Raw genomic sequence first — 23,185 nt, forward strand, 5'->3', positions numbered from 1 at the left:
CTGATCGGTGGTCGGTCCCTGCTGACGAGGCGGTGTCTTGTGGTGCATCCCGAGGTATTGGTGGTCGGAGCTGGTCCGGTCGGTCTGACGGCGGCGATCGAACTGCGCAGGCGAGGTGTCGCCTGCCGCATCATCGATCCCCTGCTCGAGCCACCGCGGTACGCGAAGGCGGTGGGGATCCAACCCCGCAGCCTCGAGGTCTTCGAGAGCATGGGCGTGCTGCGGCACATCCTGGACGCGGCGATCCAGATGCGCGGGCAGATCGTGTACGTCAACGGCGACGAGGTCGCCCGTCTGGAGTTGTCGCTGCCGGCCGACGTCCCGTTCGAATTCATCGGGCTGCCCCAGTACGAGACCGAACGCATCCTCACCGAATACCTGGCCACGTTCGGCACCACGATCGAACGAGGAACGAGACTGACGACGTTCGAACAGGACGACGACGGCGTCGTCGCCACGGTCACCGGCGCGGACGGCGACGAAACCGTCCGAACCCAGTACCTTTTCGGCTGCGACGGCGCCCACAGCGTGGTCCGCAAGGGCCTCGGCCTCACCTTCGAGGGCGGTGCGTTCCTCGAGCAGTACATGCTCGGCGACGTCGAAGTCGACTGGAGGATGCCCCGCGGCTACGGGATCCGGTCGATGCACCAGACGGACGGCGAGACCGACGACCTGCTCGTGTGCATTCCGCTGCCCGGGCGCCGCCGCTACCGGATGTCGATGCTGGTGCCCAGCGACCTGGCCGGCACCGGCACCCCGGCGGCCGACAAGATCGCGCACGGTTTCGAGGCGGGACCGAAACCGGAGCTGAGCCACATCCAGGCCGTGCTCGACCGCCTGTCGCCCGAGCCGACGCGGGCGTCGAACCTCCGCTGGTCGTCCATCTTCCGGATCAGCCACCGCATCGTCGACTCGTACGGGCGCGGGCGGGTGTTCGTCGCGGGCGACGCCGCCCACATTCATCCGCCGACCGGCGCGCAGGGCATGAACACCGGCATCCAGGACGCGCACAACCTGGCGTGGAAGGTCGCGCTGGCCGTGTCCGGCGCCGCGGCCCCCGACCTGCTGGACAGTTACGACGCCGAACGGCGACCCATCGGGGAGGAGGTGGTGGGACGCACCGTGCGCAGCGCCCGGGAGGGGATCGGGGCGGGGTCGTCGGATCCCGACTATGTGATCCGACGCGAGGCCCAACTCCTCATCAGCTACGCGGACAGTCCGATCGTCGCCCAACCGGAGTCGAATGCGGCGCTCGCGCCCGGCAGTCGGGCGCCAGACGCCCGCGGGCTGACCCGCGCCGCGGTCGCATCCCCCCTCCGGCTGTTCACTCTCCTCGCGGGACGCAACCACACGTTGCTGCTGTACGCCGACGAATCGGTCGACGCGCGCGGGCTGGAACTGCTCGAGGCCGCGGCGACGTCGGTGGGCGCGGCGACCCAGGGACTCGTCGACACGTACCTCGTCGCGTCGCCTTCCGCCGAGGTCGGGGAAACGGTGCTTCCCCTCGTCCGGGACCGTGACGGCGAGTTCGCGCACGCGTACGGCGCGGAGGGTTCCGCCGCGTTCGTCGTCCGCCCGGACGGCTATCTGGGGTTCCGGCAGAGTCCGGTCGCGGTCGACGGTCTCACGGAGTACCTGAAGTCGACTTTCCGCTGAGCTCGGGAGTGGTGGGCAGGCCGCGCCGGATGTCACCCGGCGCGGGCTTGCCGAGCGGCGCCCCGACCCGGGTGGCCGAATCGAGCAGCCACGGCACGCTTGTGACCATCACGCCGGACGTGAACAGCAACCTGCCCTTGAGGCGCAGCGCATTCTGGTTGTGCAGCAGGTGTTCCCACCATCGACCGACCACGTACTCGGGGATGAAGATGGTGACGACGCCGTCCGGGATCCGCTTCCGGACGGATTTCACGTACCCGACGATGGGCCGGGTGACTTCACGGTAGGGCGATTCGAGGACTTTCAACGGCACCGGAATTTCGTACTTCTCCCACTCCCGCTGCAGTTTTCCGGTGTTGTCGCCCAGTACGGTGACGGCTTCCAGGGTCGTCGGATGGGTGGCGCGGGCGTAGGCGAGGGCCCGGGCGGTGGGTTTGTTGAGCACGGACACCAGCACGATCGTGTGCACCTGGGAGGGGAGGGTGAAGCTGTCCTCGTCGACGACGAGGGCAGCTGCAATCCGGTCGTAGTGCCGCCGCACCCCGCGCATCAGGAAGAACAGGATCGGCATGGCGATGACCACAAGGTAGGCGCCCTGGGTGAACTTCGTGATCGTGACGATGATCAGGACGGTGCCGGTGAGGACGGCGCCGGTGCCGTTGAGGGCCCGCCGGCCGTGGATGCGACGACGTTCACGGGCGTCGGATTCGGTTGCCAGCACACCATTCCAGTGCCGGACCATGCCCGCCTGGCTGAGGGTGAAGGACGTGAACACGCCGAGGATGTACAGCTGGATGAGGTGGGTGACGGACGCGTCGAACAGGACGATCAATCCGCCCGCCGTCACGGCGAGGAGCACGATGCCGTTGCTGAACGCCAGCCGGTCGCCGCGGGTGTTCAGCTGGACCGGGAGGTAGCGGTCGCGGCCGAGCACCGAGGCGAGCAGTGGGAAACCGTTGTAGGCGGTGTTCGCGGCGAGCACGAGGATCAGCACGGTCGCGGCCTGGACGTAGAAGAAGCCGATGTTGGTGGTGCCACCGAACACGGCCGCCGCGATCTGGGCGATGACGGTGCGCTGCGGATCGGTCTCGCAGTTTCCGGCGAACCCGATCAGATCGCACGGGTTCACCGCGACGTGCACCTTGGCGACGATGGCCAGCGCGGTGATTCCCGCGAACATCACGATCGCTGTGGCCGCCATCGCCATGAGTGTCTTCGCGGCGTTGGCGCTCTTGGGTTTACGGAACGCGGGCACCCCGTTGGAGATCGCCTCCACACCGGTCAGCGCGGTACATCCGGACGAGAACGCGCGCAGCGCGAAGAACACGAGGGCCAGACCGGTCAGCCCGGACAGTTCCGGTTCGATGGTGTACCCGGCACTTTCGGCGACGGGTGTCGAACCGGCCGCGACACGGACGAACCCCGTCACGATCAGGATCATCACCCCGGCGATGAACCCGTACGTCGGGAAGGCGAACGTGGTTCCCGATTCGCGGATCCCGCGCAGGTTCATCACCGTCAGCAGCACGACGAACGCCACGGCCAGCGCCACCCGGTGCGTGTTCAGCGCGGGCACGGCGGAGATGAGATTGTCGACACCCGCCGACACCGACACCGCCACCGTCATGACGTAATCGATGAGCAGTGCCGACGCCACCGTCAGACCCGCGGACGGCCCGAGGTTCTTCGTTGCCACCTCGTACGAGCCGCCCCCGCTGGGGTAGGCGTACACCACCTGGCGGTACGACAGGGCGACCACGGCGAGAAGCACCACGACCCCGGCCGCCAGATACGGCGTCAGGTAGAAATAGGCGAGTCCGCCCAGGGACAGGATCAGCAGGATCTCCTGCGTCGCGTACGCCACGGACGACAGAGGGTCGGACGCGAAGATCGGCAGCGCCAGACGCTTGGTCAGCAACTGCTCCCCGAGGTCGTCACTGCGCAGGGGCCGTCCCAGAGCCAGCCGCCGGACCGCTCGAACGAGAGCCACCACCTGTTCAGGGTAGAACCAGGCGCTTCGCGCCCGTGCGCCTTTCCGGTTGTTCCCGCTACCGAAAAGGCGCACGGGTGCGGAGCGCCTGTCCGCGATGGTCGGCCGAGATCTCGGCGACGCCGCGACCGTGATCGACCGCACCGACCGGGTCGAACCGACGGGCGTGGTTGCACTGTCCGAGACGGTGCGGGCCGCTCACGCGCTGGCGGACGATCTGGCGGTCGCCAGGGCGGACCTGCCAGGCCTGCGACCGCTGGTGGTCCGCGGCGACCGCAGCATTCTGCTCGGGATCTTTCCCGCGCTGCGCAGGCACCTGGGTTCGGTGGGACTGTGGTGGCCACCCGAGTGCTCGACTTTCTCGGACGCACCCTGCCGTGAGCGGGAAGATCCGGGTTCCTGTCGTCGTTGGACTGGGTCGGTACCTGCCACGGACCTACGTGATCGAGCTCACATCCACCCCCGCCGGGAATTGATCGCAGGGTTGGCACGTTAGTTGAGTGATTAACGCTCAACTTTTAGGAGGCTGAGGAATGCCAGCATTCTTCGGGCCGGAGGGCCCAGGTCGCATCGACATCAGTCGGCTCATGAGTCGCTCCACCCAGGAGCTCATGGCTGCTGCTGCCCGCTTCGCCGCAGGTCGTGGTGATGCGGAACTCGATGCGCTCCACGTTCTGCGCGTCATGACAGAACACGAACCCGTCGCGTCTCTGATGCGCCGCGCAGGCGCGAACGCGTCGGCCGTCGCCGACGCAGTCGAACTGCGTCTGCCCCAGGGGCGTGACACCTCAGGCTTTGCAACGCCCGCACTGAGCGGCGCGCTGAAGACGGCGCTGCTCGAGGCGCACCAACTCGCGCGCGCCCTCGGGTCCACCTACATCGATCCCGAGCACCTCTTCCTGGCGCTCGCCGCGGATCAGGACCACGCCGCCGGCCGACTGCTCGCGTCCGAGGGAATCACCCCGGAGCGGCTGCAGACCGCGGTGCAGGGTGGATCGGTGGAGGAGTCGTCGAACTCCGAGACCCCCACGCTCGACAAGTACGGCTTCGACCTCACCGAACGCGCACGCGGCGGCGGAGTCGACCCGGTGATCGGGCGCGCCGACGAGATCGAGCAGACCATCGAGATCCTGTCGCGCCGCACCAAGAACAACCCCGTGCTGGTCGGTGAGGCCGGCGTCGGCAAGACGGCGGTCGTCGAGGGCCTGGCCCAGCGCATCGTCGACGGCGACGTCCCCGACCGGCTGACGGGTAAGCGCATCGTCCAGCTCGACCTGTCGAGCATGGTGTCGGGCACCCGGTACCGCGGCGACTTCGAGGAACGTCTCAACAAGGTGATCGACGAGATCTCGGCCCACTCGGACGAGCTGATCGTCTTCATCGACGAGGTCCACTCCATCGCCGGTGCCGGTGGCGGCGCCGAGGGTGCGATGGATGCGGGCAACATCCTCAAGCCGAAGCTCGCCCGTGGTGAGCTGCACATCGTCGGTGCGACGACGCTCGACGAGTACCGCAAGCACATCGAGAAGGATCCGGCGCTCGAACGCCGGTTCCAGCCGGTGACGGTTGCGGAGCCGAGTGTGGAGGATGCGGTGGCGATCCTGTCCGGTCTGCGTGACCGGTACGAGGAGCACCACGGCGTCCGCTACACGGACGAGGCGATTTCGGCGGCCGTCGAGTTGTCGGCCCGTTACATCGGTGACCGCTTCCTGCCGGACAAGGCGATCGACCTGATCGATCAGGCCGGGGCCCGGTTGCGGCTGCGGATGCCGAGCGTCGACGTGGATGCTCTGCGGGCGAAGCTCGCGGAACTCGAGCAGGCCAAGGAACAGGCTGTCGCCGACGAGCAGTACGAGAAGGCGTCGCGACTGCGTGACGAGGCCATGGAGGTTCAGGCCCGGATCGACGGGAAGGCGGTCGGCGCGTCCGACACCGCTCCCGAGGTGACCGCCGAGCAGATCGCCGAGGTCGTGTCGCGGGCCACCGGAATCCCGGCCAGCCAGATGACCGAGGAGGAGAAGGAACGGCTCCGCCGGCTCGAGGACGAACTGCATCGTCGTGTCATCGGCCAGGACGACGCCGTGCGGGCCATAGCCCGGGCGGTGCGCCGCAGCCGTACCGGCATGAGCGATCCGGATCGCCCCGTGGGTAGCTTCCTGTTCCTCGGACCGACCGGTGTCGGTAAGACCGAGCTGGCGAAGGCGCTGGCCGCCACGCTGTTCGGTGACGAGAACAAGATGCTGCGACTCGACATGAGCGAGTTCGGTGAACGTCACACGGTCAGCCGGCTCGTCGGTGCTCCTCCCGGCTACGTCGGATACGGGGAGGCGGGGCAGCTCACCGAGCAGGTCCGCCGGAACCCGTACTCGGTGATCCTGCTCGACGAGATCGAGAAGGCGCACCCCGACGTGTTCAACACGCTGCTGCAGGTGCTCGACGACGGTCGGCTCACGGACGGTCAGGGCCGGACGGTGGATTTCAAGAACACCGTTCTGATCATGACCAGCAACCTGGGGTCCGACATCATCTCCAGCAAGTCGGGTGCGCTGGGCTTCAGCACCGGTGACGCGGAGGCTTCGGAGAAGCCGCTGCGGGATCGGGTGATGGGCCGGCTGCGTGAGTCGATGCGTCCGGAGTTCCTGAACCGGATCGACGAGATCGTGATCTTCCGCAAGCTCGACAACGAGCAGCTGCACCGGATCACCGACCTGCTGCTGGATGACAGCCGGAAGCGGCTGCAGTCCAAGGGCATCGAGATCTCGTTCAGCGAGGCCGCGGTCGATTGGATTGCCGAGCACGGACACCAGCCCGAGTTCGGGGCGCGTCCGTTGCGCCGGTCGATCCAGCGGGCCGTCGACGATCGGATCGCCGATCTGTTGCTCGACGACGTCCTCGTCGAGGGTGGCAGCATCGCGGTCGGAGTGTCCGACGACGAGTTGGATCTCGTAGTCGGCTGATCCCCGACGTGAGTGGCAGAGCGTGCTTCGGCACGCTCTGCCACTCACGTGTGTGGGTAGCCCCTTGCCCGCCCTCGCCGTCTCGGATCAGCACCCGGTGATGAGGTGTGCGTCGTGCACCGTCACCTGTGCGGTGTGCAGGGCTGCACTGTGATCCGGGTGTGTGCCCGGAGCGTTGCCCTCCACGCCGGAGAAGAGCCGAATTACCGTCGACTCGCGGTGCGTGCTCGCCTCCGAAACGGTTACCTACCACCCAGCATCGGTCAGTCGAGCAACTCGACTTCCCAATTCTCCTTCTGCACTTGCAGATCGATCTCCCGGATCTGCCGGGCGAGATCGTCTGCAGTCCGCCGCAGCTCCCGGACGGGCAACGCCGCGACGAAGACGAGTTCGGAGCGGAGTTGCCTGCCGTATCGGTCCTGCTCACGACCGGAGGCGGCATCCGCGGCGGCGGACACCACCCGGTGCCGGATTCGCAGCATGTCCCGGCGGGCCAGCGCGTCCGTGATGCTCGCGTCGCCCAGTGGTGCAGCGGTATTCGTCCGATTGATCCTTCGGACCAGGACCTCCAGGCGGTCCAGGACCTCGTCGAGTTCGACGAGCAGCGCCGCGGCATCCTCCGCCGGCGACTCGCCCTCCTGATGTCGTGCATTTGTGAGAATGCGCGACTTCAGATGCTCCACCCGACGGGTCAGATCGCCGCGTTCGGCCAGTGCCTCAGCCAACTTCACGGTTACCTCCTTTCTCGAAGTCGTTGTAGGGCAGCGTCAATGGTGAATGGAGAAGTGTCCGGCAGGGAGCGGACGGGTCGCGGCACCGTGAAGGTGGCGATCGAAGCGCGTCGAACGCGCGGGTGAATTCCCCGAACCATCGTGTCGGAGAGATATCTCGGTGGGCGCTCATGCGCCTTTCGTCGAGTCGAATTCGAGCATCTTCAATAGGTACCACATCCCCGCCCGTGTGGCGACAATCGATTCGCCCCAGGTGAGTGCCGAAGTGTGTTCCGCCGTTCGTTGGCACTCACGTGCTGGTGGGGGCGACTATCGTCGAGGGTATGCGAGCGGAAGACGGCGAATTGGCCTCCAAGCACCAACCGTTGCTGGTGCTGAGCAAGATCACGGAGATCCTCGATGCCTTCAGCCTGACGCGTCCGTCGATGACGCTGGGCGAGATCCACCAGGCGACGGGTCTGCCGACGTCGACGGTCCAACGGCTGGTCAGCAACCTGGTGGCGCAGGAATTCCTCGACCGGACCGGCGACCAGATCCGGATCGGCGTGAAGATGGCGTTCTGGGCTGCGACGGCCACCAAGGGACTCGACGTGCTGGCTGTCGTCACGCCGGTGCTGAAGGAGATCCGCGACGCCACCGGCGAGACCGCCAGCTTCTTCCGGGTCGAGCAGGGCTACCGCGTGTGCGTGGCCATCGCGGAAACCGAGCACGCGCTGCGCCGCAACATGTACGTCGGGAAGATCGTCCCCCTGCCCGCGGGATCGGCGGGCCGGGTTCTGCTCGCCTGGAACCCGGACCTCACCGAACAGGTCCTCGCCGGCCCCATCGAGCCGATGACGGAGGGCACCGTCACCGACACCGCGGTGCTGCGCGAACTGATCCACCAGGCCCGGGCCGACGGGTACGCCATCACCGCGGGGGAGCGGGAGGACAGCGCCTCGGGATTGGCTGCGCCCGTGTTCGATTCGTCCGCCGACGTGATCGGTGCACTGGCGATCAGCGGGCCGACACTGCGCATGCCACGCGAACAGTGCGAGAAGTGGGTGGATCTGCTCGTCGGCAGCGCCGAGCAGGTCACCCGGACGCTGGGTGGCCGCTACCCGTCATGAGTTGCGCCGCGATCGTGCGGCCGGCGTCGTGCATGGCCACGGCGTCCGTGGCGACGAGTACGCCGGCGAACCGGGACCGGTAGTCGCCGAGATCGTCGCCGACGGAGCCGACGACGGCGTACACCGGCGTGGCGCCCGCGCGGGCGAGGATCGCGGAGATGATCTTGCCCGCCTTCGTCTGTCCGTCCAGCCTGCCCTCGCCGACGACGATCGCCGACGCGTCCGCGGCCACGGTGTCGAAGCCGATCACGTCGAGGATGTAATCGGCGCCCGAGCGGAGTTCGGCGCCGTACCGTGCCCACATCCCACCGGAGAACCCGCCGGCGGCGCCGGTCGCGTCGACACTCGACGGGTCGCGGGGCAGGGCCCGCGCCTTCGCTTCGAGTTGCCGGGTGAGGAGTTGCACGGCGCCCGCGTCGGCTCCCTTCTGCGGTCCGAACACCCTGGCCGCGTCCACGTACCGGGTGGTGACGTCGGTCAGCACGGTGACGGAGGCGCCCCTGAGTCCGCCGCCCGCCTCGATGGCAGCGATGGCCCCGGTGCCGCCGTCCGTGGTGGCGGACCCGCCGGCCGCGACGACGATGCGCCGGGCACCGCGCCGGGCGGCGTCCGCGACGAGCATCCCGGTGCCGTAGGTGGTGGCGGTGACCGGGTCGCGGGGGCCGTCGTGCGGCGTGGTGATCCCGGAGGCGGCGGCGATCTCGATGACCGCGGTCCCGTCGTCGGACAGTCCGTACGTCGGCCGGCACGGACTGCCCCAGGGATTGCGGGACCGGGTGGTGATCGGGCGCAGTCCGAGGGGGACGGTGAGAACGTCGAGGGTGCCCTCACCCCCGTCGGCGACCGGCAGCCGGATCGCGGTACCGCCGGACGACTCGACCCCCGTCGCGACCGCGTCGGCGACCTCTCCGGCGGTGTAGGTGCCCTTGAAGCTGTCGGGGGCGATCAGGACGGTCATGAGTTCCAGGCTTCCGGGTTCACCGGATGCGGGGGAATCCGGTGCTGCGCCAGGGCCACAGCGTTCTCGGCGCACAGCCTCGCCATCTCGGCGCGCACCGACACCGTGGCGCTGCCGAGGTGGGGGAGCAGGACCGTGTTCGACAGTTCCGCGAGCCCCGGGGCGAGCGCGGGTTCGTCCTCGTAGACGTCCAGCCCGGCCCCGGCGATCTCCCCGGATTTCAGGGCGGCGACGAGGGCGGCTTCGTCGACGACGGGACCGCGGGCGGTGTTGATCAGGATCGCGGAGGGCTTCATCGCGGCCAGTACGCCGGCGTCGACCAGGTGGCGGGTCTGTGCGTTGAGGGGCACGTGCAGCGACAGGAAGTCGCTGGTGGTGACGAGGGTGTCCCAATCGGTGTGGGTGACGAGTCCGGCGAATTCGCCGAGTTCCTCGTCCGAGACCGGCCGGTCGCCGGGCGGCCGTGGGCAGAACAGCACCTGCATCCCGAAGGCCAGTGCCCGTTTCGCGGTCGCCCGCGCGATCCGACCGAATCCGGCGAGACCGAGCGTGCGCCCCGAAACATCCTGGCCGAGGAGCAGGTTCGGTTCCCATCCGGTGAACCGTCCGGCGCGGACGAACGTGTCGGCCTCCACGGCGCGGCGGGCGGTGGCCATGATCAGCAGCATCGCGACGTCGGCGGTGGCGTCGGTGAGCACACCGGGTGTGTTGCCGACCAGTATCGAGTTCGCGGTCGCCGCCCCGATGTCGACGTTGTTGAACCCGACCGCGTAGTTGGAGATACCGCGGATCTTCGCGGCGGCCAGGAGATCGGCGTCGAACGTGTCGCGAAGCTGGGACACCACCACGTCGTAGTCGCCGGACACGCAGACCTCCCGCAGCCGGGCGGCGTCCGGAAGCTCGTCGGGAACGTCGACGCTGCCCGCGGCGCGCAGCAGCGTGAGAGCGGGTTCGGGGATCGGGGTGGTGACGTAGAACCGGCCGCCGCTCATCGGCCGCCGCCGATGACCCACTCGAACGCGGTGGCATTGGAGCGTGCGCCCTGCGCGGCCTTGGACCGATTGGCTTCGCCGAGTTCGGCGAGAGTCTTCTCGGACAGTTCCACGAGGGATCCGAACGTGGTGGGGTTCAGCCAGTCCGGGCGCGTGGCGAACAACAGGTCCTCGCTGGCGGTGTTGCCGCTGGCACCGGGTGCGAACGGGCAGCCGCCGAGTCCGCCGAGGGCGCCGTCGACGGTCATCGCGCCGGCCGCGACCGCGGCGAGGCTGTTCGCGACCCCGAGACCCCAGGTGTCGTGACCGTGGAAGACGATTCCGCGCTGCGGGGTTTCGAGCCGGACCCGGGAGACGAGCGAGTACACCTCGGCGGGGACGGCCTGGCCGAGGGTGTCGCAGACGACGACATCGACGGCGCCGTGGGCGCGCGGGTCGTTGGCGATGTCGATGACCCGCTGCTCCGGTACCCGGCCCTCGAACGGGCAGGTGAACGACGTCGCGATGCACAGCTGGATGCTGCCGCCGACCTGCTGCGCGAGTTCGATCGCGGAGGGCATCGCGGCGAGGCTCTCCTCGGTGGAGCGTCCGATGTTCGCCTGATTGTGGGAATCGGAGGCGGAGAAGCAGTACTGGAAATGTCGTGCGCCGGCCGCGGCGGCCTTCTCCACGTGCCGGGGCGTCGCCACCCACACCCAGCAGTGGTCCAGTTCATCCGGGGTCAGTTCCGAGATCACCTCGACGGTGTTCGCCATCGGCGGGACCAGGTCGGGGCGGGCCATCGACCCGATCTCCAGCGCGGGCACGCCGAGTTCGAAAAGCCGCCGGGCGATCTCGAGCTTCCGGGCGGTGGGCAGCATCTTGCCCGTCAACTGCAACCCGTCACGCAAGGTGACGTCGCGGAGCAGGGTGCGTGATTCGAAGGACTGCGTCATGAGAGGCCACCTACCGTGTCGTTGACGATGGAGTCGATCTGTTCCGGGGTCTTGCCGAGCACCGTTTCCAGGACCTCCCGGGTGTGCTCGCCGAGGTCCGGTCCGACGTTGCGGATGGGCAGCGACTTCCCACCGATGACCGGGACGATGCCGGGGAACCCGACCTGCTTCGGCTCGGCCTCACCGGTGTCGACGCTGAACTGCTGAATCATGTTGCGGGCCGCGTACTGCTCGTCGCTGCAGATGTCGGCGGCGGTGTTGATCGGACCCGACGGCACCCCGGCCGCGTCCAGGATCTTCAGCGCCTCGTCGCGCGAGTACTGAATCGTCCACCGGCCGATCGCCGTGTCGAGTTCGTCGCGGCGCGCCCACCGCCCGGCGTTGGTGGACAGGTCCGGGTCGGCACCGAGGTCGGGGCGGCCGATGGTGTCCATGTAGCGCTGGAAGATGGCGTCACCGTTGCCGGCGATGATGATGCTGTCACCGTCGCTGCAGATGTACGCGTTCGACGGGGCGATGCCCTCCATCCGGCCGCCGACGCGTTCGCGTTTGATACCGTACGCGAGGTAGTCGGGGATCAGCGACTCCATCATCGACAGGATCGATTCGTTGAGCGCGACGTCGATGATCCGATGCGGCAGGGACGGGCCCGGCGTTCCGGCGACCTTCGCGGCCTCCCGCTGGAACAGGGCCATCACCGCACCGAACGCCGCGTAGAGGCCGGCGATCGAGTCGCCGATCGACACCCCCACCCGCACCGGTGGCCGGTCCGGGTCGCCGACGAGTTCGCGGAATCCGCCCGCGGCCTCCGCGACCGCGGCGAACCCCGGCCGCTGCGACATCGGTCCGGTCTGCCCGAACGCGGAGATGCGGGTGATCACCAGGTCCGGATTGGCCGCGTTCAACGCGTCCGGTCCGATGCCCCACTTCTCCAGGGTGCCGGGCCGGAAGTTCTCCAGCAGGATGTCGCACTTGGCGGCGAGGTCCAGGACGAGCTGCCTGCCTTCCTCGGTGCGCAGGTCCAGCACGATCGACTTCTTGTTGCGGTTGATCGTGCGGTACAGCATCGAGGTGTCGCCGGAGTAGAGCCGCCAGTTGCGCAGTTCGTCGCCGGTCTTCGGGCGCTCCACTTTGATGACCTCGGCCCCGAAGTCGGCGAGCATCCGGCCCGCGGTCGGGGCGGCGATGTAATTGCCCAGCTCGAGTACCCGAACCCCGTCGAGGGGCCGAATGGTGTTGTCGGAGAACATGGTGATCCTTAACTGATAGTGACGCTCAGAGAACGAGGCTCATGGGCAGGACGAGCAGTATTGCGACGACCGATGCCACCGATACTCCCACCGAACATGTCTTCAGCGTGCCTCGTGTGGTCTGACCCATCAAGGACTGCAGCAGCCAGAACGTGTTGCTCGTGACGTGCACCGCGAACAGGGAGCCGGCGCCGGCCGCGAGGGCGATGAGGACGGGGTCGAGGCCGAGGGTCGGTGCGATGGGTGCGAGGACGCCCGCGGCGGTGATGGCGGAGATGGTCACCGAGCCGACGGCGACGTGCAGGACGGCGGCGATCACCCAGACCATGAGCAGCGGAGCGGCGTGATTGGCGGTGAAGTACTTGCCGAGGATGTCGCCGAGGCCGACGGCTGCGATCGTCGCGGCGAGGGACCCGCCGACGCCGGTGAGGATGAGGATCTGGCCGCTCTCGCTGAAACCGCTGGCGATCGCCTTCTGGATGCGGTGCTGGCCGACGGTGAGGCGTCCGACGAAGCTGGTGCCGATCAGTCCGATCAGCAACGCGATGAGCGGCTCGGACACGAACGCGACGACCGGATTGGTGATCTCGGCGATGTCCAGGATCGCGCCGGTCGCGATGAGCAGGAGGGAAACGAGCAGCGGAGCGAGGAGCAGGATGAGGGGGCGGTCGTGCGCCGCGCGCCCGGCCGTGACCTCGGTGACGGTCGCGGCGCGTTGCGCCTGGGCGACGCCGCCGCCGGCGTCGGGCCGCGGGGTGGTCCCGCCGCTGCCGCCGTCGGTCCGCTGGTCTTCTTCGTCGTCGACGACCGTCTGATGGAAGTGCTCTTCGTCCTTCTCCGGGTTCCACCAACCGCGGGTGAACAGGAACGACATGATCGCGACCGAGATCGCCACGGTCGGGATCACCAGAATGAGTCCGAAGATCAGCATCTTGCCGAGCGGCACACCGAGAAGTCCGGCGAGGGCGAGGGCGCCGACACCGGGAACCATGAGCACGATGCCGCACTCCAGGCCGATGGCGAGGGCGGTGGCCATGCGTGCGGTCCCGACCCGGCCGACCTTCGGGGCGAGGTTGCGGGCGAGCGGGGCGGAGATGACGAGCAGGACGTCGAGGAAGATGGACTGCAGCAACGTCGCGATCGTCAGCGATAGCGCATAGGGCATTCGTTTCGGCCCGAACACGCGCAGAAGTGTCCCGACCAGGCGCTGGATCGCGCCCATTTCTTTCAGCATGGCGCCCATCAGGACGCCGAAGGCGATCAGAAGTCCCACTTCGGCCATGATGTCGCCGAAGCCGGTGCTGATGACGTCCACCGTTTCGGCCGTGCCGAGTCCCGTCGTGAGTCCGAGGTAGGCGGATCCGACGACCAGTGACACCACTGGGTTGAACTTGAAACGCACGATCATCAGAACGACCGCCGCTACGGCGACCGTGGTGTTGATCAGGATTGCTACGTCTGACATGTGCGCGTCCTTATCGAGGAGGCGGGGTAGTGACTGGTGTCACAGGTACACCCATATTATGAGCACACACTCACGATATAAGCAATGGGCCTCCGAAGGGCCTGCGGGTGGGATACTCGACGCATGGTCGCGCTGGATCCGTTTGCTGTGGGACGGCCACCGGCCGCCGAGCGCAGAACGTCGGAGGACTGGAGCGAGATCCAGCTCTGGTCCGACCGCGTGTACATGCCCTATGTCGTGCGTCCGCTCGGTGTCGGGCTGTCGCCCCGGTCGAGCATGTACTCCACGAAGATCGGCGACATCACCGTCACCCGGTTCTCCTACGGAATCCCCGTCTCGGTCGGCGACTTCTCGTCCGACGCCGGAAACGCGCTCGTCCTCACGACCATTCGGGGCAACGCCCGGCACCACCTCGACCACGACGCCACCGCGGACACACCGGCGGGCGACACGTTCGTCGCCGACTGCAGTCGCGTCGACTACCTCGTCGAGTTCTCGCCCGACCACGTCCAGCTCAATCTCACCGTTCCCCACACGCTGCTCGCGGACACGGCCGTGCGGTGGTGGGGATTCGACCCCGGAGGTCTTCTCTGGCAACGCAAATGCGTCATCGGGGGCGGTGGATCCGGCTGGCAGGCCCTGCTCGGGTACGCCATGCGGACGACGGGAGAGCTACCCGGACACGCCACCGAGGGGCGCATCGGTCTCAACCTGCAGGAGTTGCTGGTCGGTCACCTGCTCACCGAATGGGCGGCTCGCGCCGGAGTGGACCCGGACAGGTCCACCGGCCCGGCGGCGCCCGGCTATGTGCGGCACGCCGTCCAGTACATCCGGGAGTACGCCCGCGAACTGCCGACCGCCTCCGACATCGCCGACGCGGTGGGGGTCAGCGTCCGGACCCTGTCCGGGGCGTTCCGGAAATACCTCGACACCACGCCCGCCGAATACGTGCGTGAGCAGCGACTCCAGGGCATCCGCGAGGAACTGCTCACCGCATCACCGGGGGAGACCGTCGCCTCGATCGCCGGCGCGTGGGGATACGTCAACCTCGGCCTCTTCGCGGCGGCCTACCGTCGCCGGTTCGGCGAGAATCCGTCGCAGACCAGGGCCTTCGGCCCCGTGAGTGGTTGACGAGTCCAGAGACTCCTCAACCACTCACGGGTGGCGGAGCCGCCTACAGCTCCGCGCGGACCAGCTTCGCCGCGTCGACGAGGTTGCGCAGCGACGCCTCGACCTCGGCGGGACCGCGGGTCTTCAGCCCGCAGTCGGGGTTGACCCACAGCCGTTCCACCGGCACCGCCTTCAGCGCCTCCCGCAGCGACGCCGCGATCTCCTCGACACCGGGCACCCGCGGCGAGTGGATGTCGTACACGCCCGGGCCGACGCCGAGGTCGAAGCCGACGGCACTGAGGTCGTCGAGGACCTCCATGTGCGAACGCGCAGCCTCGATGGAGGTGACGTCGGCGTCGAGCCTCGCGATGGCCTCGATGACCTCACCGAACTCCGAATAGCAGAGGTGGGTGTGGATCTGCGTCGAGTCCGAGACCCCGGACGTCGCGAGACGGAACGCCCCGACCGACCAGTCGAGGTACCCCGGCTGATCCGCGGCCCGCAGGGGCAGCAATTCGCGCAGCGCGGGCTCGTCCACCTGGACGATCCGGATGCCCGCCCCCTGCAGATCCACCGTTTCGTCCCGGATGGCCAGCGCCACCTGGTTGGCGGAGTCGGCCAGCGGCTGGTCATCGCGCACGAACGACCACGCCAGGATCGTCACCGGACCGGTGAGCATGCCCTTCACCGGACGCTGCGTCAGCGACTGCGCGTACGTGATCCATTCGACGGTCATCGGGTTGCTGCGTCGCACATCGCCGTACAGGATCGGCGGACGGACGCAGCGGCTGCCGTACGACTGCACCCAGCCGTTGTCCGTCGCGAAGAACCCGTCCAACTGTTCGGCGAAGTACTGCACCATGTCGTTGCGTTCCGGTTCGCCGTGCACCAGCACGTCGAGGTCCAGCTTCTCCTGCAGCGCAACCACATCGGCGACCTCGGCGCGCATCCGCTTCAGGTACTCGGCCTCGTCGATCTCACCCTTGCGCCGCGCGGCGCGCGCGACGCGGATCTGCGTCGTCTGCGGGTAGGAGCCGATCGTCGTGGTCGGCAGCACCGGAAGCGACAGCGCCGACTGGGCTTCCCGACGTTCCGCCGCGGGACTGCGCCCCGGATCGGACGCGGTGAGCGCGTCCAGCCGGGCACGGACCGTGGCGTCGTGCAGACGCCGGTCGGTGTTGCGGGTGGACGCCGCCGCGCGGGCGAGCGCGAACTCGTCGTCCACGGACTCGCGACCGCTGGTCAGTGCGGTGCCGAGTGTGACGACCTCGCGGACCTTTTCGGTGCCGAACGCCAGCCACGACCGCAGCGCCTTGTCGATGCCGGTTTCCGCGTCGAGCGTGTACGGGACGTGCAGCAGCGAGCACGACGTCGACACGGCAAGCGAACCGGTACTGCCCAGCAGGGTGCCGAGCGACGCCAGGGCCGCGTCCAAGTCGGTGCGCCAGATGTTGCGTCCGTCGACGACACCGGCGACGACGTGCTTGCGGGTCAGATCGGGAACCGTGGCGAGAGTGTCGGATCCGGCAACCAGATCGATTGCGATCCCCTCGACACCGGTCGACGCGATCGCGGGAAGTGCGTCACCCAGGCTGCCGAAGTACGACGCGACGAGGATCGCCGGTCGCAACTCCAGCCCGGACAACCGGTCGTAGGCCCGCTTGGCCGCCGCGATCTCCTTCGGGTTGCGGTCGGCGACCAGCGCGGGTTCGTCGATCTGCACCCAGTCGGCGCCCGCGCCGGCGAGCCGACCGAGCAGGTCCGCATACAGCGGGACCAGTTCGTCGAGGCGGTCGAGGAGGGGTGCGTCCGAGCCGACAGCCTTCGACAGCAGCAGGAACGTGACCGGACCCACCACCACCGGGCGGGCCGGAATGTCCAGGGCACGTGCCTCTTCGAGTTCGCGGAGCACCTTCGACGGGTCGAGGGCGAACGTCGTCGTCGGGGAGATCTCCGGCACCAGGTAGTGGTAGTTGGTGTCGAACCACCTGGTCATCTCGAGCGGGGCGACCGTGTCGTTGCCGCGGGCGGCGGCGAAGTAGCGGTCGAGGTCGCTCTCGATACCGGCGACACGGTCGGGCAGGGCGCCGAGCATCGCAGCGGTGTCCAGCACATGGTCGTAGTACGAGAACGTGTTGACGGGCACGGAGTCGAGGCCGGCGTCACGCAGGCTCGTCCAGGTCCGGCGTCGCAGATCCCGGGCGAGAGCGTCGAGCCCTTCGGCGTCGAGGCGGCCTGCCCAGTACGACTCGACGGCCTTCTTCAGTTCGCGATTCGGACCGATGCGAGGTGAGCCCAGCACGGTCGCAGTGAAAGAAAATGTCACGGTATCTCCAGTTGCGTACGCGGTACGGCTACCGCCGGCAAACGGGTACACCTCTCGAGCCCAGGGACGTGCTGCAGCGCGAGAAGGTCTGCACCGGCCAGCATAGGCCTTCGGCCCGTGCGCGGTTAAGGGGTCCCTGGACTCGTCAAGCACTCACGGGTGCGAAGCGCCTACACGCCGAGGACAGGAACAGTGCGGCCGCGACGGAGGCGACCGGCGCACCGTCCCGCGCCGCGCGCAGCACGTCGGTCTCCCGGTCGGTGAGCGGCGATTCCCCACCGACGAGGCGTCGGAGGTGAGCGCGATGAACGCGTCTTCGAGCCCTCGGGAGACGATTTCGAGGTCGCAGGCAGGTGTCTGCGTGAGGAGGTGGCGGGCGACGGCGTCGGTGTCCGTCGAGTGGACGAGGACGCTGTCACCGCGAACCTCGATGCTGTCGGCGCCGGGAATCGCGAACAATTGTTCCCTGTCGGCGCCCGGGAGGTGGGCGCGCACCGTGCGTCCCGCGGCCAGCGCCTTCACCTCGGCGGCGGTGCCGTCGGCGACCACTTTTCCCTTGCGCACCAGCACGATCCGATCGGCGTAGGCGTCGGCCTCCTCGAGGTAGTGCGTCGCGAAGACGACAGTCCGGCCGCTGTCCGCGTCGGCGCGGATCGCCGACCAGAAGTCCCGCCTGCCCTCGACGTCCATGCCCGTGGTCGGCTCGTCGAGGATCAACAGCTCGGGATCGGACAGCAGTGCCATCGCGAACCGCAGTCGCTGTTGCTGACCTCCGGAACATTTGCCCACCAACCGGTTTGCGAGATCGGCGATACCGGCCCGGGTGAGGACCTCGTCGACCGGCCGCGTGTCGGCGAACAGGCTCGCGGTGAGCCGGACGGTCTCCTCGACCGTCAGCTCCTTCAGCAGCCCGCCGTCTGCATGACCGCCGAGACCAGGCCCTGTGCGATCGCGGTGCGCGGATCGGTGCCGAACACGGACACCTCGCCGGCCGTGGGGCGGGACAGTCCGAGGACCATGTCGACGGTGGTGGTCTTGCCGGCGCCGTTGGGGCCGAGGAACGCGACGATCTCGCCGGGCCGGATCTCGAGGTCCAGGCCCCGGACGGCGTGAACGTCACCGAAGTACTTGTGGACGCCTCGCAGGCTGACTGCCGGAGCCGGCGACGCGGAGGCCTTCGTGGAGGTGCGGAGCTCTGTCGATGTCATGCATTCAGCGTGCGAGCCGGACGGCCGCCGACCCCACACGTCCGTCACGACCTCACCGTGACGAATGTCAGGGGCCCGGGGTGGGTGTGGCGCCGATCAGGGGCAGCCGTTACTGTGGGCGCCATGCAGCGCGCATATTTCTGGTTTAGCAGGCCGGCCCCGGGTGGGCCGGTCAGCGTAACCACGCGCTGACTTCTTCCACCCCAGAGCCGGATTACAGACCGGCTCGCGGGAATCTCCACAGTCTTCGAGGGCCGGCCTGAGAACAGGAACCCGAACCCATGACTGTCACTCTCGACACCACTACCAGCAGTGACCGGCTGGACGACCAGCGCACCGCCAGCATCAGCCCGCTGGTGGCCCCGTCGGTTGTGCGCCGCGAATACGCCCCCGACGACGTCGCGTCCGCGACCGTCCGCTCCGGCCGCGCCGACACGGTGAACGTGCTGAACGGCGAGGACGATCGACTGCTCGTCGTGGTGGGCCCGTGCTCGGTGCACGACCCGGACGCCGCCATGGACTACGCCCGCCGGCTCGCCGCGAAGGCCGAGGAATTGCGCGACGACCTGCACATCGTGATGCGGGTCTACTTCGAGAAGCCGCGCACCACGCTCGGCTGGAAGGGTCTGCTCAACGACCCGCACCTGGACGGCACGTTCGACATCGACACCGGGATCCGCATGGGCCGCAAGCTGCTGCTCGACGTGTCCTCGCTCGGCCTGCCGGTCGGCTGTGAGTTCCTCGACCCGATCATGCCGCAGTACATCGCGGACCTCGTCACGTACGGCGCGATCGGTGCCCGCACCGCCGCCAGCCAGGTGCACCGGCAGCTGTGCAGCGCGCTGTCGATGCCGGTCGGAATCAAGAACTCGACGGAAGGTGACGTGCAGGTGGCGGTCGACGGCACCCGCGCCGCCGCGGCGAGCCACGTGTTCCCCGGCACCGACCTCGACGGGCAGGCCGCGCTGATCCGCACGGTCGGCAACCCCGACTGCCACGTCATCCTCCGCGGCGGCAGCGACGGACCGAACTACGACGCGGAGACGGTGGCGGACACGCTCGCCCGGCTGCGCAAGGGCGGTCTGCCGGAGCGAGTCGTCATCGACGCCAGCCACGGCAACAGCAGCAAGAACCACGAGAAGCAGGTCGACGTGCTGAACGACATCGCGGCCCGGCTCGAGGACGGCGAGAAGGGGATCGTCGGTGTGATGGTGGAAAGCTTCATCGAAGCCGGTCGTCAGGACCTCACCCTCGGAAAGGCCGAGGACCTCACGTACGGCCAGTCCATCACCGACGCGTGCATCGACTGGAACACGACGGCATCGCAGCTGGACCGTCTCGCCCAGGCAGTCGCCGCGCGCCGGAAGTGATCACCGCACGCCTCTCGTGCGGAACTGCACGCTGATCCGCGGTCCGAGCGGGCGGGTGCTCTTCGGTACACAATGCTCCCAGGTGCGCTGGCAGGAACCACCCATCACCAGCAGGTCGCCGTGGCCGAGCGAGTACCGGATCGAGTGCCCGCCGCCGCGCGGACGCAGCAGCAGCGGACGCGCGGCGCCGAGCGAGAGGATCGCGACCAGGGTGTCTTCGGTGCGGCTCCGGCCGGTGTCGTCACCGTGCCAGGCGACGCTGTCGGAACCGTCGCGGTAGAAGCACAGCCCGGAAGTGGCGAACTTCTCGCCCAGTTCGGGCAGGTAATGCCTGCTCAGGGTGTCCCGTGCCGTCTCCAGCAGCGGGTCGGGGAGCGGCTCACCCTCCGGGTAGAACCGCACGAGGCGTGGAACATCGACCACCCGGTCGTACATCTGGCGCCGCTCCGCCTTCCACGGCACCGTCTCGGCGAGCGTCGTGAACAACTCGTCGGAACCGGTCAGCCACCCCGGTCGCACGTCGACCCACGCTCCCGCGGTCAGCGTGCGACGCTGCACCGCCGACCCGAGCTCACCCAGTTCGACACCGAACGACGCGTCGTCGAACAGTGAAGCCTGGAGCGCATACCGCGCATCCGCGGAAGTCATGCCGCCATGCTACCGGATATTCGAACGTATGTTCACATCATTTGTGAGGCAGCGATCGCCGATCGGACGCACCCCTTCTTGGTTCGCGCACTCTTTTTCGGGCCCTGGAAGGAGTGCGGCTGCGGAGAAGTGGTGCGTCTATCCGGAAACCCGGGGAACGGCGGCGGTTACCGCGGCACCGCCGGCTCGCGGTCGTCGCCGGTGTCGACGGTCGCCTTCTGCCTGCTCGGCCACCAGAAGGCGCGACGTTCGAGTGCAGACAGGCTCGGTACCAGCATCGGGGCCATTGCGAAGGCGGCGATGGCGACACCGATCGCGACGCCGAAGCCGAGTTCGGCGAGGTTGGCCAGTCCGGTGAGGGTCAGCGAAGCGAACGTCAGCGCCAGAATCAGACCGGCGGCGGCCACGGTGGGAGCGTCGTTGGAGACGGCGATCCGCGCCGCCTCGCGCGGGGTGTACCCGTTGCGGAATTCCTCGCGCAGTCGCGAGGCCAGCAGGATGTTGTAGTCGGTTCCGATCGCGACGACGAACAGGTAGAGCACGATCGGAATCGAGAAGTCGATCCCGTCGTAGCCGAGGCCGTGCAGGAACAGGAGCACCACGGCGCCGAGTGTGGCGACGAATGTGAGTGCCACGCACACCAGCAGGTTGAGCGGGGCCAGGACGGCGAGCAGCAGCAGGGCGAGAATCAGCGCGATCGCGACTGCGGCGACGGGGAACACGAGGCGCGTATCGGCCGCGAGTTGTGCGCGGACGTCGACGAACGTGGACGTCTGCCCGCCCACAACGACTTCCGAACCGGGGACCGCGCCGTGGGCGGCGTCGCGGATCGGGCCCTCGACGAGGTCGAGGGACGCGTTCGAATAGGGATCGTCGGCGAGCACGACGTTGACGAGCGCGGCGCGACCGTCCTGACTGGGCCGCGGCGGGGCGACCGAGGACACTCCCGGCACCTGTGTCAGAGCGGTGACGAGCGGGGTCAGCGACGCGGGATCGAGCGGCCCGGGAGCGACGACGTACACCTGCGTCGGGCTCAGCGCGCCCGCGGGGAAGGATCGGTCGAGGGTGTCGAACGCCTGCTGTGACGGCGTGTCGGAGGGCAGTTCGCCCAGCGTGTTGTACGTCGACTTGTAGCCGGACGCGAAGGCGCCGAGCGTGATCAACACGACGCCGATCGCAACGGCGAACACGGCGGGACGGCGCCCGATCGCGGCGCCGATCGAGGCGAACGGTGTGTGGGGGCTGTCGTGCCCCGGTCCGAGCGGCCAGAACAGGTGGCGGCCCAGCACGGTGAACACCGCGGGGATGAGCGTCAGCGCCGTCACCAGCATGACGGCCACGGCGACGATGAGTCCCGGCGCCAGCGTGGTCAGCGAGCCGAGTTTCGCCAGCAGCAGGGCGGCGAACGCGACGATGACCGTGAGTGCCGACGACGCGACGACGCGCCCGACGACGTCGGTGGAGAACACGAGGGCTTCTCGATGCGTGTCGGTGGTGGACCCAGCCGCGGCCTGCTGCCGGAGACGTTCGCGATAGCGGAACAACAGGAAGACGATGTAGTCGGTGCCGACACCGAAGAGCACGACCACGAGGATGGATTGCAGCGACGTGCTGACCTGGAAGTCGAACAGATCGGCGAGCACGGCGGTCAGTCCGGTGACCACCGACAGCACCACGCCGATCACGAGAACCGGCAGGACGGCGATGACGGGGCTGCGGAAGATCAGGCCGAGCAGGGCGAGGATCACGATCACCGTGGCGATCGTGATGACCTTGTCGGCGTGGTCGTATGCGGCGGTGGTGTCGACCTGAATGGCCGCGTTCCCGGTCAGCCCGCTCACCAGTCCGGTGCCGTTCAGCTGCTGCTCGGCGTCGCCCCGGATGACCGGCACGGCGTCGTTGACCCGGTCGTCGCCGGGTTGTCCGTCGAACACCACCTGCAGTGCGGCGGCCTTCCCGTCGGCGGACAGCGACGCGGGGGACCCCTGCACGCTCACCACTCCCGGGATCGCCGAATTCTGCAGCGAGGCCGCGAGATTCAGTGCCGTCTGCTGGTCGGCGGGTGACAGCGGGGCGGCATCGGCGCGGACCACCACCAGGCTGCCGGTGGCACCGGACAGGCTGGGGAAGTATTCGTTGCCGACGGCCTGCGCCTCGGACGACTCGAAAGTGCTGGGCAGGAACGTCTGCTGGTTACCGGTGGTGTAGTCGTCGAGACTCGGCGCGAACAGGATGACGGCTATTGCGGCGACTACCCAGGCCGCGATGACCTGCCACGGGTGTGCGACGACGGTGCGCGCGATGTAGGCAAACATCATTCCCCGTTCCGGGAGATGAAGGTTCGGCCGGCGCCCGGCCGGGCGGTCGAACCGTGCCAAGCCATCGTCGCATGCAGGGCGGCGCGAAGGCTACGGGTTTCACGGCATCGACAGACCGCGGCCCCGCTCCGACATCAGGGAGCGGGGCCGCGGTACGTCATG

16 protein-coding genes and 1 pseudogene are annotated in these 23,185 nt (G+C 68.4%); 6 read left to right on the plus strand and 11 right to left on the minus strand.

Annotated elements, in window-relative coordinates:
* Nucleotides 1-39 precede the first annotated feature (39 nt).
* Nucleotides 40-1,656, plus strand: a complete 1,617-nt coding sequence (locus tag RHA1_RS24025) for an FAD-dependent monooxygenase (protein ID WP_011597203.1) — start codon at nt 40-42, stop codon at nt 1,654-1,656.
* On the opposite strand, the gene RHA1_RS24030 is transcribed toward RHA1_RS24025, so the two are convergent.
* A complete protein-coding gene (locus RHA1_RS24030; protein WP_009477967.1) occupies nt 1,625-3,649 on the minus strand; it encodes an APC family permease in 2,025 nt (674 codons plus the stop codon). The genes RHA1_RS24025 and RHA1_RS24030 overlap by 32 nt on opposite strands.
* Nucleotides 3,650-3,743: 94 nt before the next feature.
* Here RHA1_RS24030 and RHA1_RS24035 point away from each other — a divergent pair, with 94 nt between their 5' ends.
* Together RHA1_RS24035 and RHA1_RS24040 are read left to right on the plus strand one after the other, a co-directional pair.
* Nucleotides 3,744-4,142 (plus strand): arginase family protein, encoded by a 399-nt coding sequence (locus RHA1_RS24035; protein ID WP_011597204.1) that lies wholly within the window; start codon nt 3,744-3,746, stop codon nt 4,140-4,142.
* A 37-nt stretch (nt 4,143-4,179) separates the two neighbouring features.
* A complete protein-coding gene (locus tag RHA1_RS24040; RefSeq protein WP_011597205.1) occupies nt 4,180-6,603 on the plus strand; it encodes an ATP-dependent Clp protease ATP-binding subunit in 2,424 nt (807 codons plus the stop codon).
* A gap of 263 nt (nt 6,604-6,866) precedes the next feature.
* Here the strand turns inward: RHA1_RS24040 and RHA1_RS24045 are convergent, their stop codons facing one another.
* Nucleotides 6,867-7,334, minus strand: coding sequence for a DIP1984 family protein (locus RHA1_RS24045; RefSeq protein WP_011597206.1), 468 nt, complete (start codon nt 7,332-7,334; stop codon nt 6,867-6,869).
* Nucleotides 7,335-7,657: 323 nt separating this feature from the next.
* Here RHA1_RS24045 and RHA1_RS24050 point away from each other — a divergent pair, with 323 nt between their 5' ends.
* Nucleotides 7,658-8,443: an IclR family transcriptional regulator gene (locus RHA1_RS24050; RefSeq protein WP_011597208.1), complete on the plus strand. Its 786-nt coding sequence runs from the start codon at nt 7,658-7,660 to the stop codon at nt 8,441-8,443.
* Here the strand turns inward: RHA1_RS24050 and RHA1_RS24055 are convergent.
* Genes RHA1_RS24055 through RHA1_RS24075 form a run of 5 tightly spaced genes read right to left on the minus strand, consistent with a single transcriptional unit; the run spans nt 8,409 to nt 14,043 of the window.
* Nucleotides 8,409-9,401, minus strand: coding sequence for a glycerate kinase family protein (locus tag RHA1_RS24055; RefSeq protein ID WP_009477973.1), 993 nt, complete (start codon nt 9,399-9,401; stop codon nt 8,409-8,411). The genes RHA1_RS24050 and RHA1_RS24055 overlap by 35 nt on opposite strands.
* Complete coding sequence (locus tag RHA1_RS24060) at nt 9,398-10,393, minus strand: 2-hydroxyacid dehydrogenase (protein WP_011597209.1); 996 nt, start codon at nt 10,391-10,393, stop codon at nt 9,398-9,400. Before RHA1_RS24060 ends, RHA1_RS24055 begins: the two co-directional genes overlap by 4 nt.
* Nucleotides 10,390-11,328, minus strand: a complete 939-nt coding sequence (locus RHA1_RS24065) for a hydroxymethylglutaryl-CoA lyase (RefSeq protein WP_011597210.1) — start codon at nt 11,326-11,328, stop codon at nt 10,390-10,392. The genes RHA1_RS24060 and RHA1_RS24065 overlap by 4 nt, the downstream gene beginning before the upstream one ends.
* Complete coding sequence (locus RHA1_RS24070; protein ID WP_011597211.1) at nt 11,325-12,578, minus strand: CaiB/BaiF CoA transferase family protein; 1,254 nt, start codon at nt 12,576-12,578, stop codon at nt 11,325-11,327. The genes RHA1_RS24065 and RHA1_RS24070 overlap by 4 nt, the downstream gene beginning before the upstream one ends.
* A gap of 25 nt (nt 12,579-12,603) precedes the next feature.
* Complete coding sequence (locus RHA1_RS24075; protein WP_011597212.1) at nt 12,604-14,043, minus strand: GntP family permease; 1,440 nt, start codon at nt 14,041-14,043, stop codon at nt 12,604-12,606.
* A 123-nt stretch (nt 14,044-14,166) separates the two neighbouring features.
* Here RHA1_RS24075 and RHA1_RS24080 point away from each other — a divergent pair, with 123 nt between their 5' ends.
* Nucleotides 14,167-15,174, plus strand: a complete 1,008-nt coding sequence (locus tag RHA1_RS24080) for an AraC family transcriptional regulator (protein WP_009477978.1) — start codon at nt 14,167-14,169, stop codon at nt 15,172-15,174.
* Between the two features lie 43 nt (nt 15,175-15,217).
* Here the strand turns inward: RHA1_RS24080 and metE are convergent, their stop codons facing one another.
* Complete coding sequence (gene metE / locus RHA1_RS24085) at nt 15,218-17,479, minus strand: 5-methyltetrahydropteroyltriglutamate--homocysteine S-methyltransferase (protein WP_011597213.1); 2,262 nt, start codon at nt 17,477-17,479, stop codon at nt 15,218-15,220.
* A 153-nt stretch (nt 17,480-17,632) separates the two neighbouring features.
* Nucleotides 17,633-18,687: pseudogene (locus RHA1_RS24090) on the minus strand (ABC transporter ATP-binding protein).
* 281 nt (nt 18,688-18,968) lie between these two features.
* Between RHA1_RS24090 and RHA1_RS24095 the strand changes: the two are divergent.
* Nucleotides 18,969-20,057, plus strand: coding sequence for a 3-deoxy-7-phosphoheptulonate synthase (locus RHA1_RS24095; protein ID WP_011597216.1), 1,089 nt, complete (start codon nt 18,969-18,971; stop codon nt 20,055-20,057).
* On the opposite strand, the gene RHA1_RS24100 is transcribed toward RHA1_RS24095, so the two are convergent.
* Together RHA1_RS24100 and RHA1_RS24105 are read right to left on the minus strand one after the other, a co-directional pair.
* Nucleotides 20,058-20,705 carry an alpha-ketoglutarate-dependent dioxygenase AlkB gene (locus RHA1_RS24100; RefSeq protein WP_011597217.1) on the minus strand — a complete coding sequence of 216 codons (648 nt, stop codon included), beginning with the start codon at nt 20,703-20,705 and terminating at the stop codon, nt 20,058-20,060.
* Nucleotides 20,706-20,872: 167 nt separating this feature from the next.
* Entirely contained in the window at nt 20,873-23,023 is a 2,151-nt protein-coding gene (locus RHA1_RS24105) for an MMPL family transporter (protein ID WP_041811929.1), read from the minus strand.
* Between the last annotated feature and the right edge of the window lie 162 nt (nt 23,024-23,185).

It is taken from the genome of Rhodococcus jostii RHA1, from assembly GCF_000014565.1.
Taxonomy (GTDB): domain Bacteria; phylum Actinomycetota; class Actinomycetes; order Mycobacteriales; family Mycobacteriaceae; genus Rhodococcus_F; species Rhodococcus_F jostii_A.

Coding starts and splice junctions, on each gene's coding strand:
- RHA1_RS24040 (WP_011597205.1), top strand. CDS start 4,180: ATGCCAGCATTCTTCGGGCCGGAGGGCCCAGGTCGCATCGACATCAGT.
- RHA1_RS24075 (WP_011597212.1), bottom strand. CDS start 14,043: ATGTCAGACGTAGCAATCCTGATCAACACCACGGTCGCCGTAGCGGCG.
- RHA1_RS24065 (WP_011597210.1), bottom strand. CDS start 11,328: ATGACGCAGTCCTTCGAATCACGCACCCTGCTCCGCGACGTCACCTTG.
- RHA1_RS24060 (WP_011597209.1), bottom strand. CDS start 10,393: ATGAGCGGCGGCCGGTTCTACGTCACCACCCCGATCCCCGAACCCGCT.
- RHA1_RS24080 (WP_009477978.1), top strand. CDS start 14,167: ATGGTCGCGCTGGATCCGTTTGCTGTGGGACGGCCACCGGCCGCCGAG.
- RHA1_RS24100 (WP_011597217.1), bottom strand. CDS start 20,705: ATGACTTCCGCGGATGCGCGGTATGCGCTCCAGGCTTCACTGTTCGAC.
- RHA1_RS24035 (WP_011597204.1), top strand. CDS start 3,744: ATGGTCGGCCGAGATCTCGGCGACGCCGCGACCGTGATCGACCGCACC.
- RHA1_RS24105 (WP_041811929.1), bottom strand. CDS start 23,023: ATGATGTTTGCCTACATCGCGCGCACCGTCGTCGCACACCCGTGGCAG.
- RHA1_RS24070 (WP_011597211.1), bottom strand. CDS start 12,578: ATGTTCTCCGACAACACCATTCGGCCCCTCGACGGGGTTCGGGTACTC.
- RHA1_RS24050 (WP_011597208.1), top strand. CDS start 7,658: ATGCGAGCGGAAGACGGCGAATTGGCCTCCAAGCACCAACCGTTGCTG.
- RHA1_RS24095 (WP_011597216.1), top strand. CDS start 18,969: ATGACTGTCACTCTCGACACCACTACCAGCAGTGACCGGCTGGACGAC.
- RHA1_RS24055 (WP_009477973.1), bottom strand. CDS start 9,401: ATGACCGTCCTGATCGCCCCCGACAGCTTCAAGGGCACCTACACCGCC.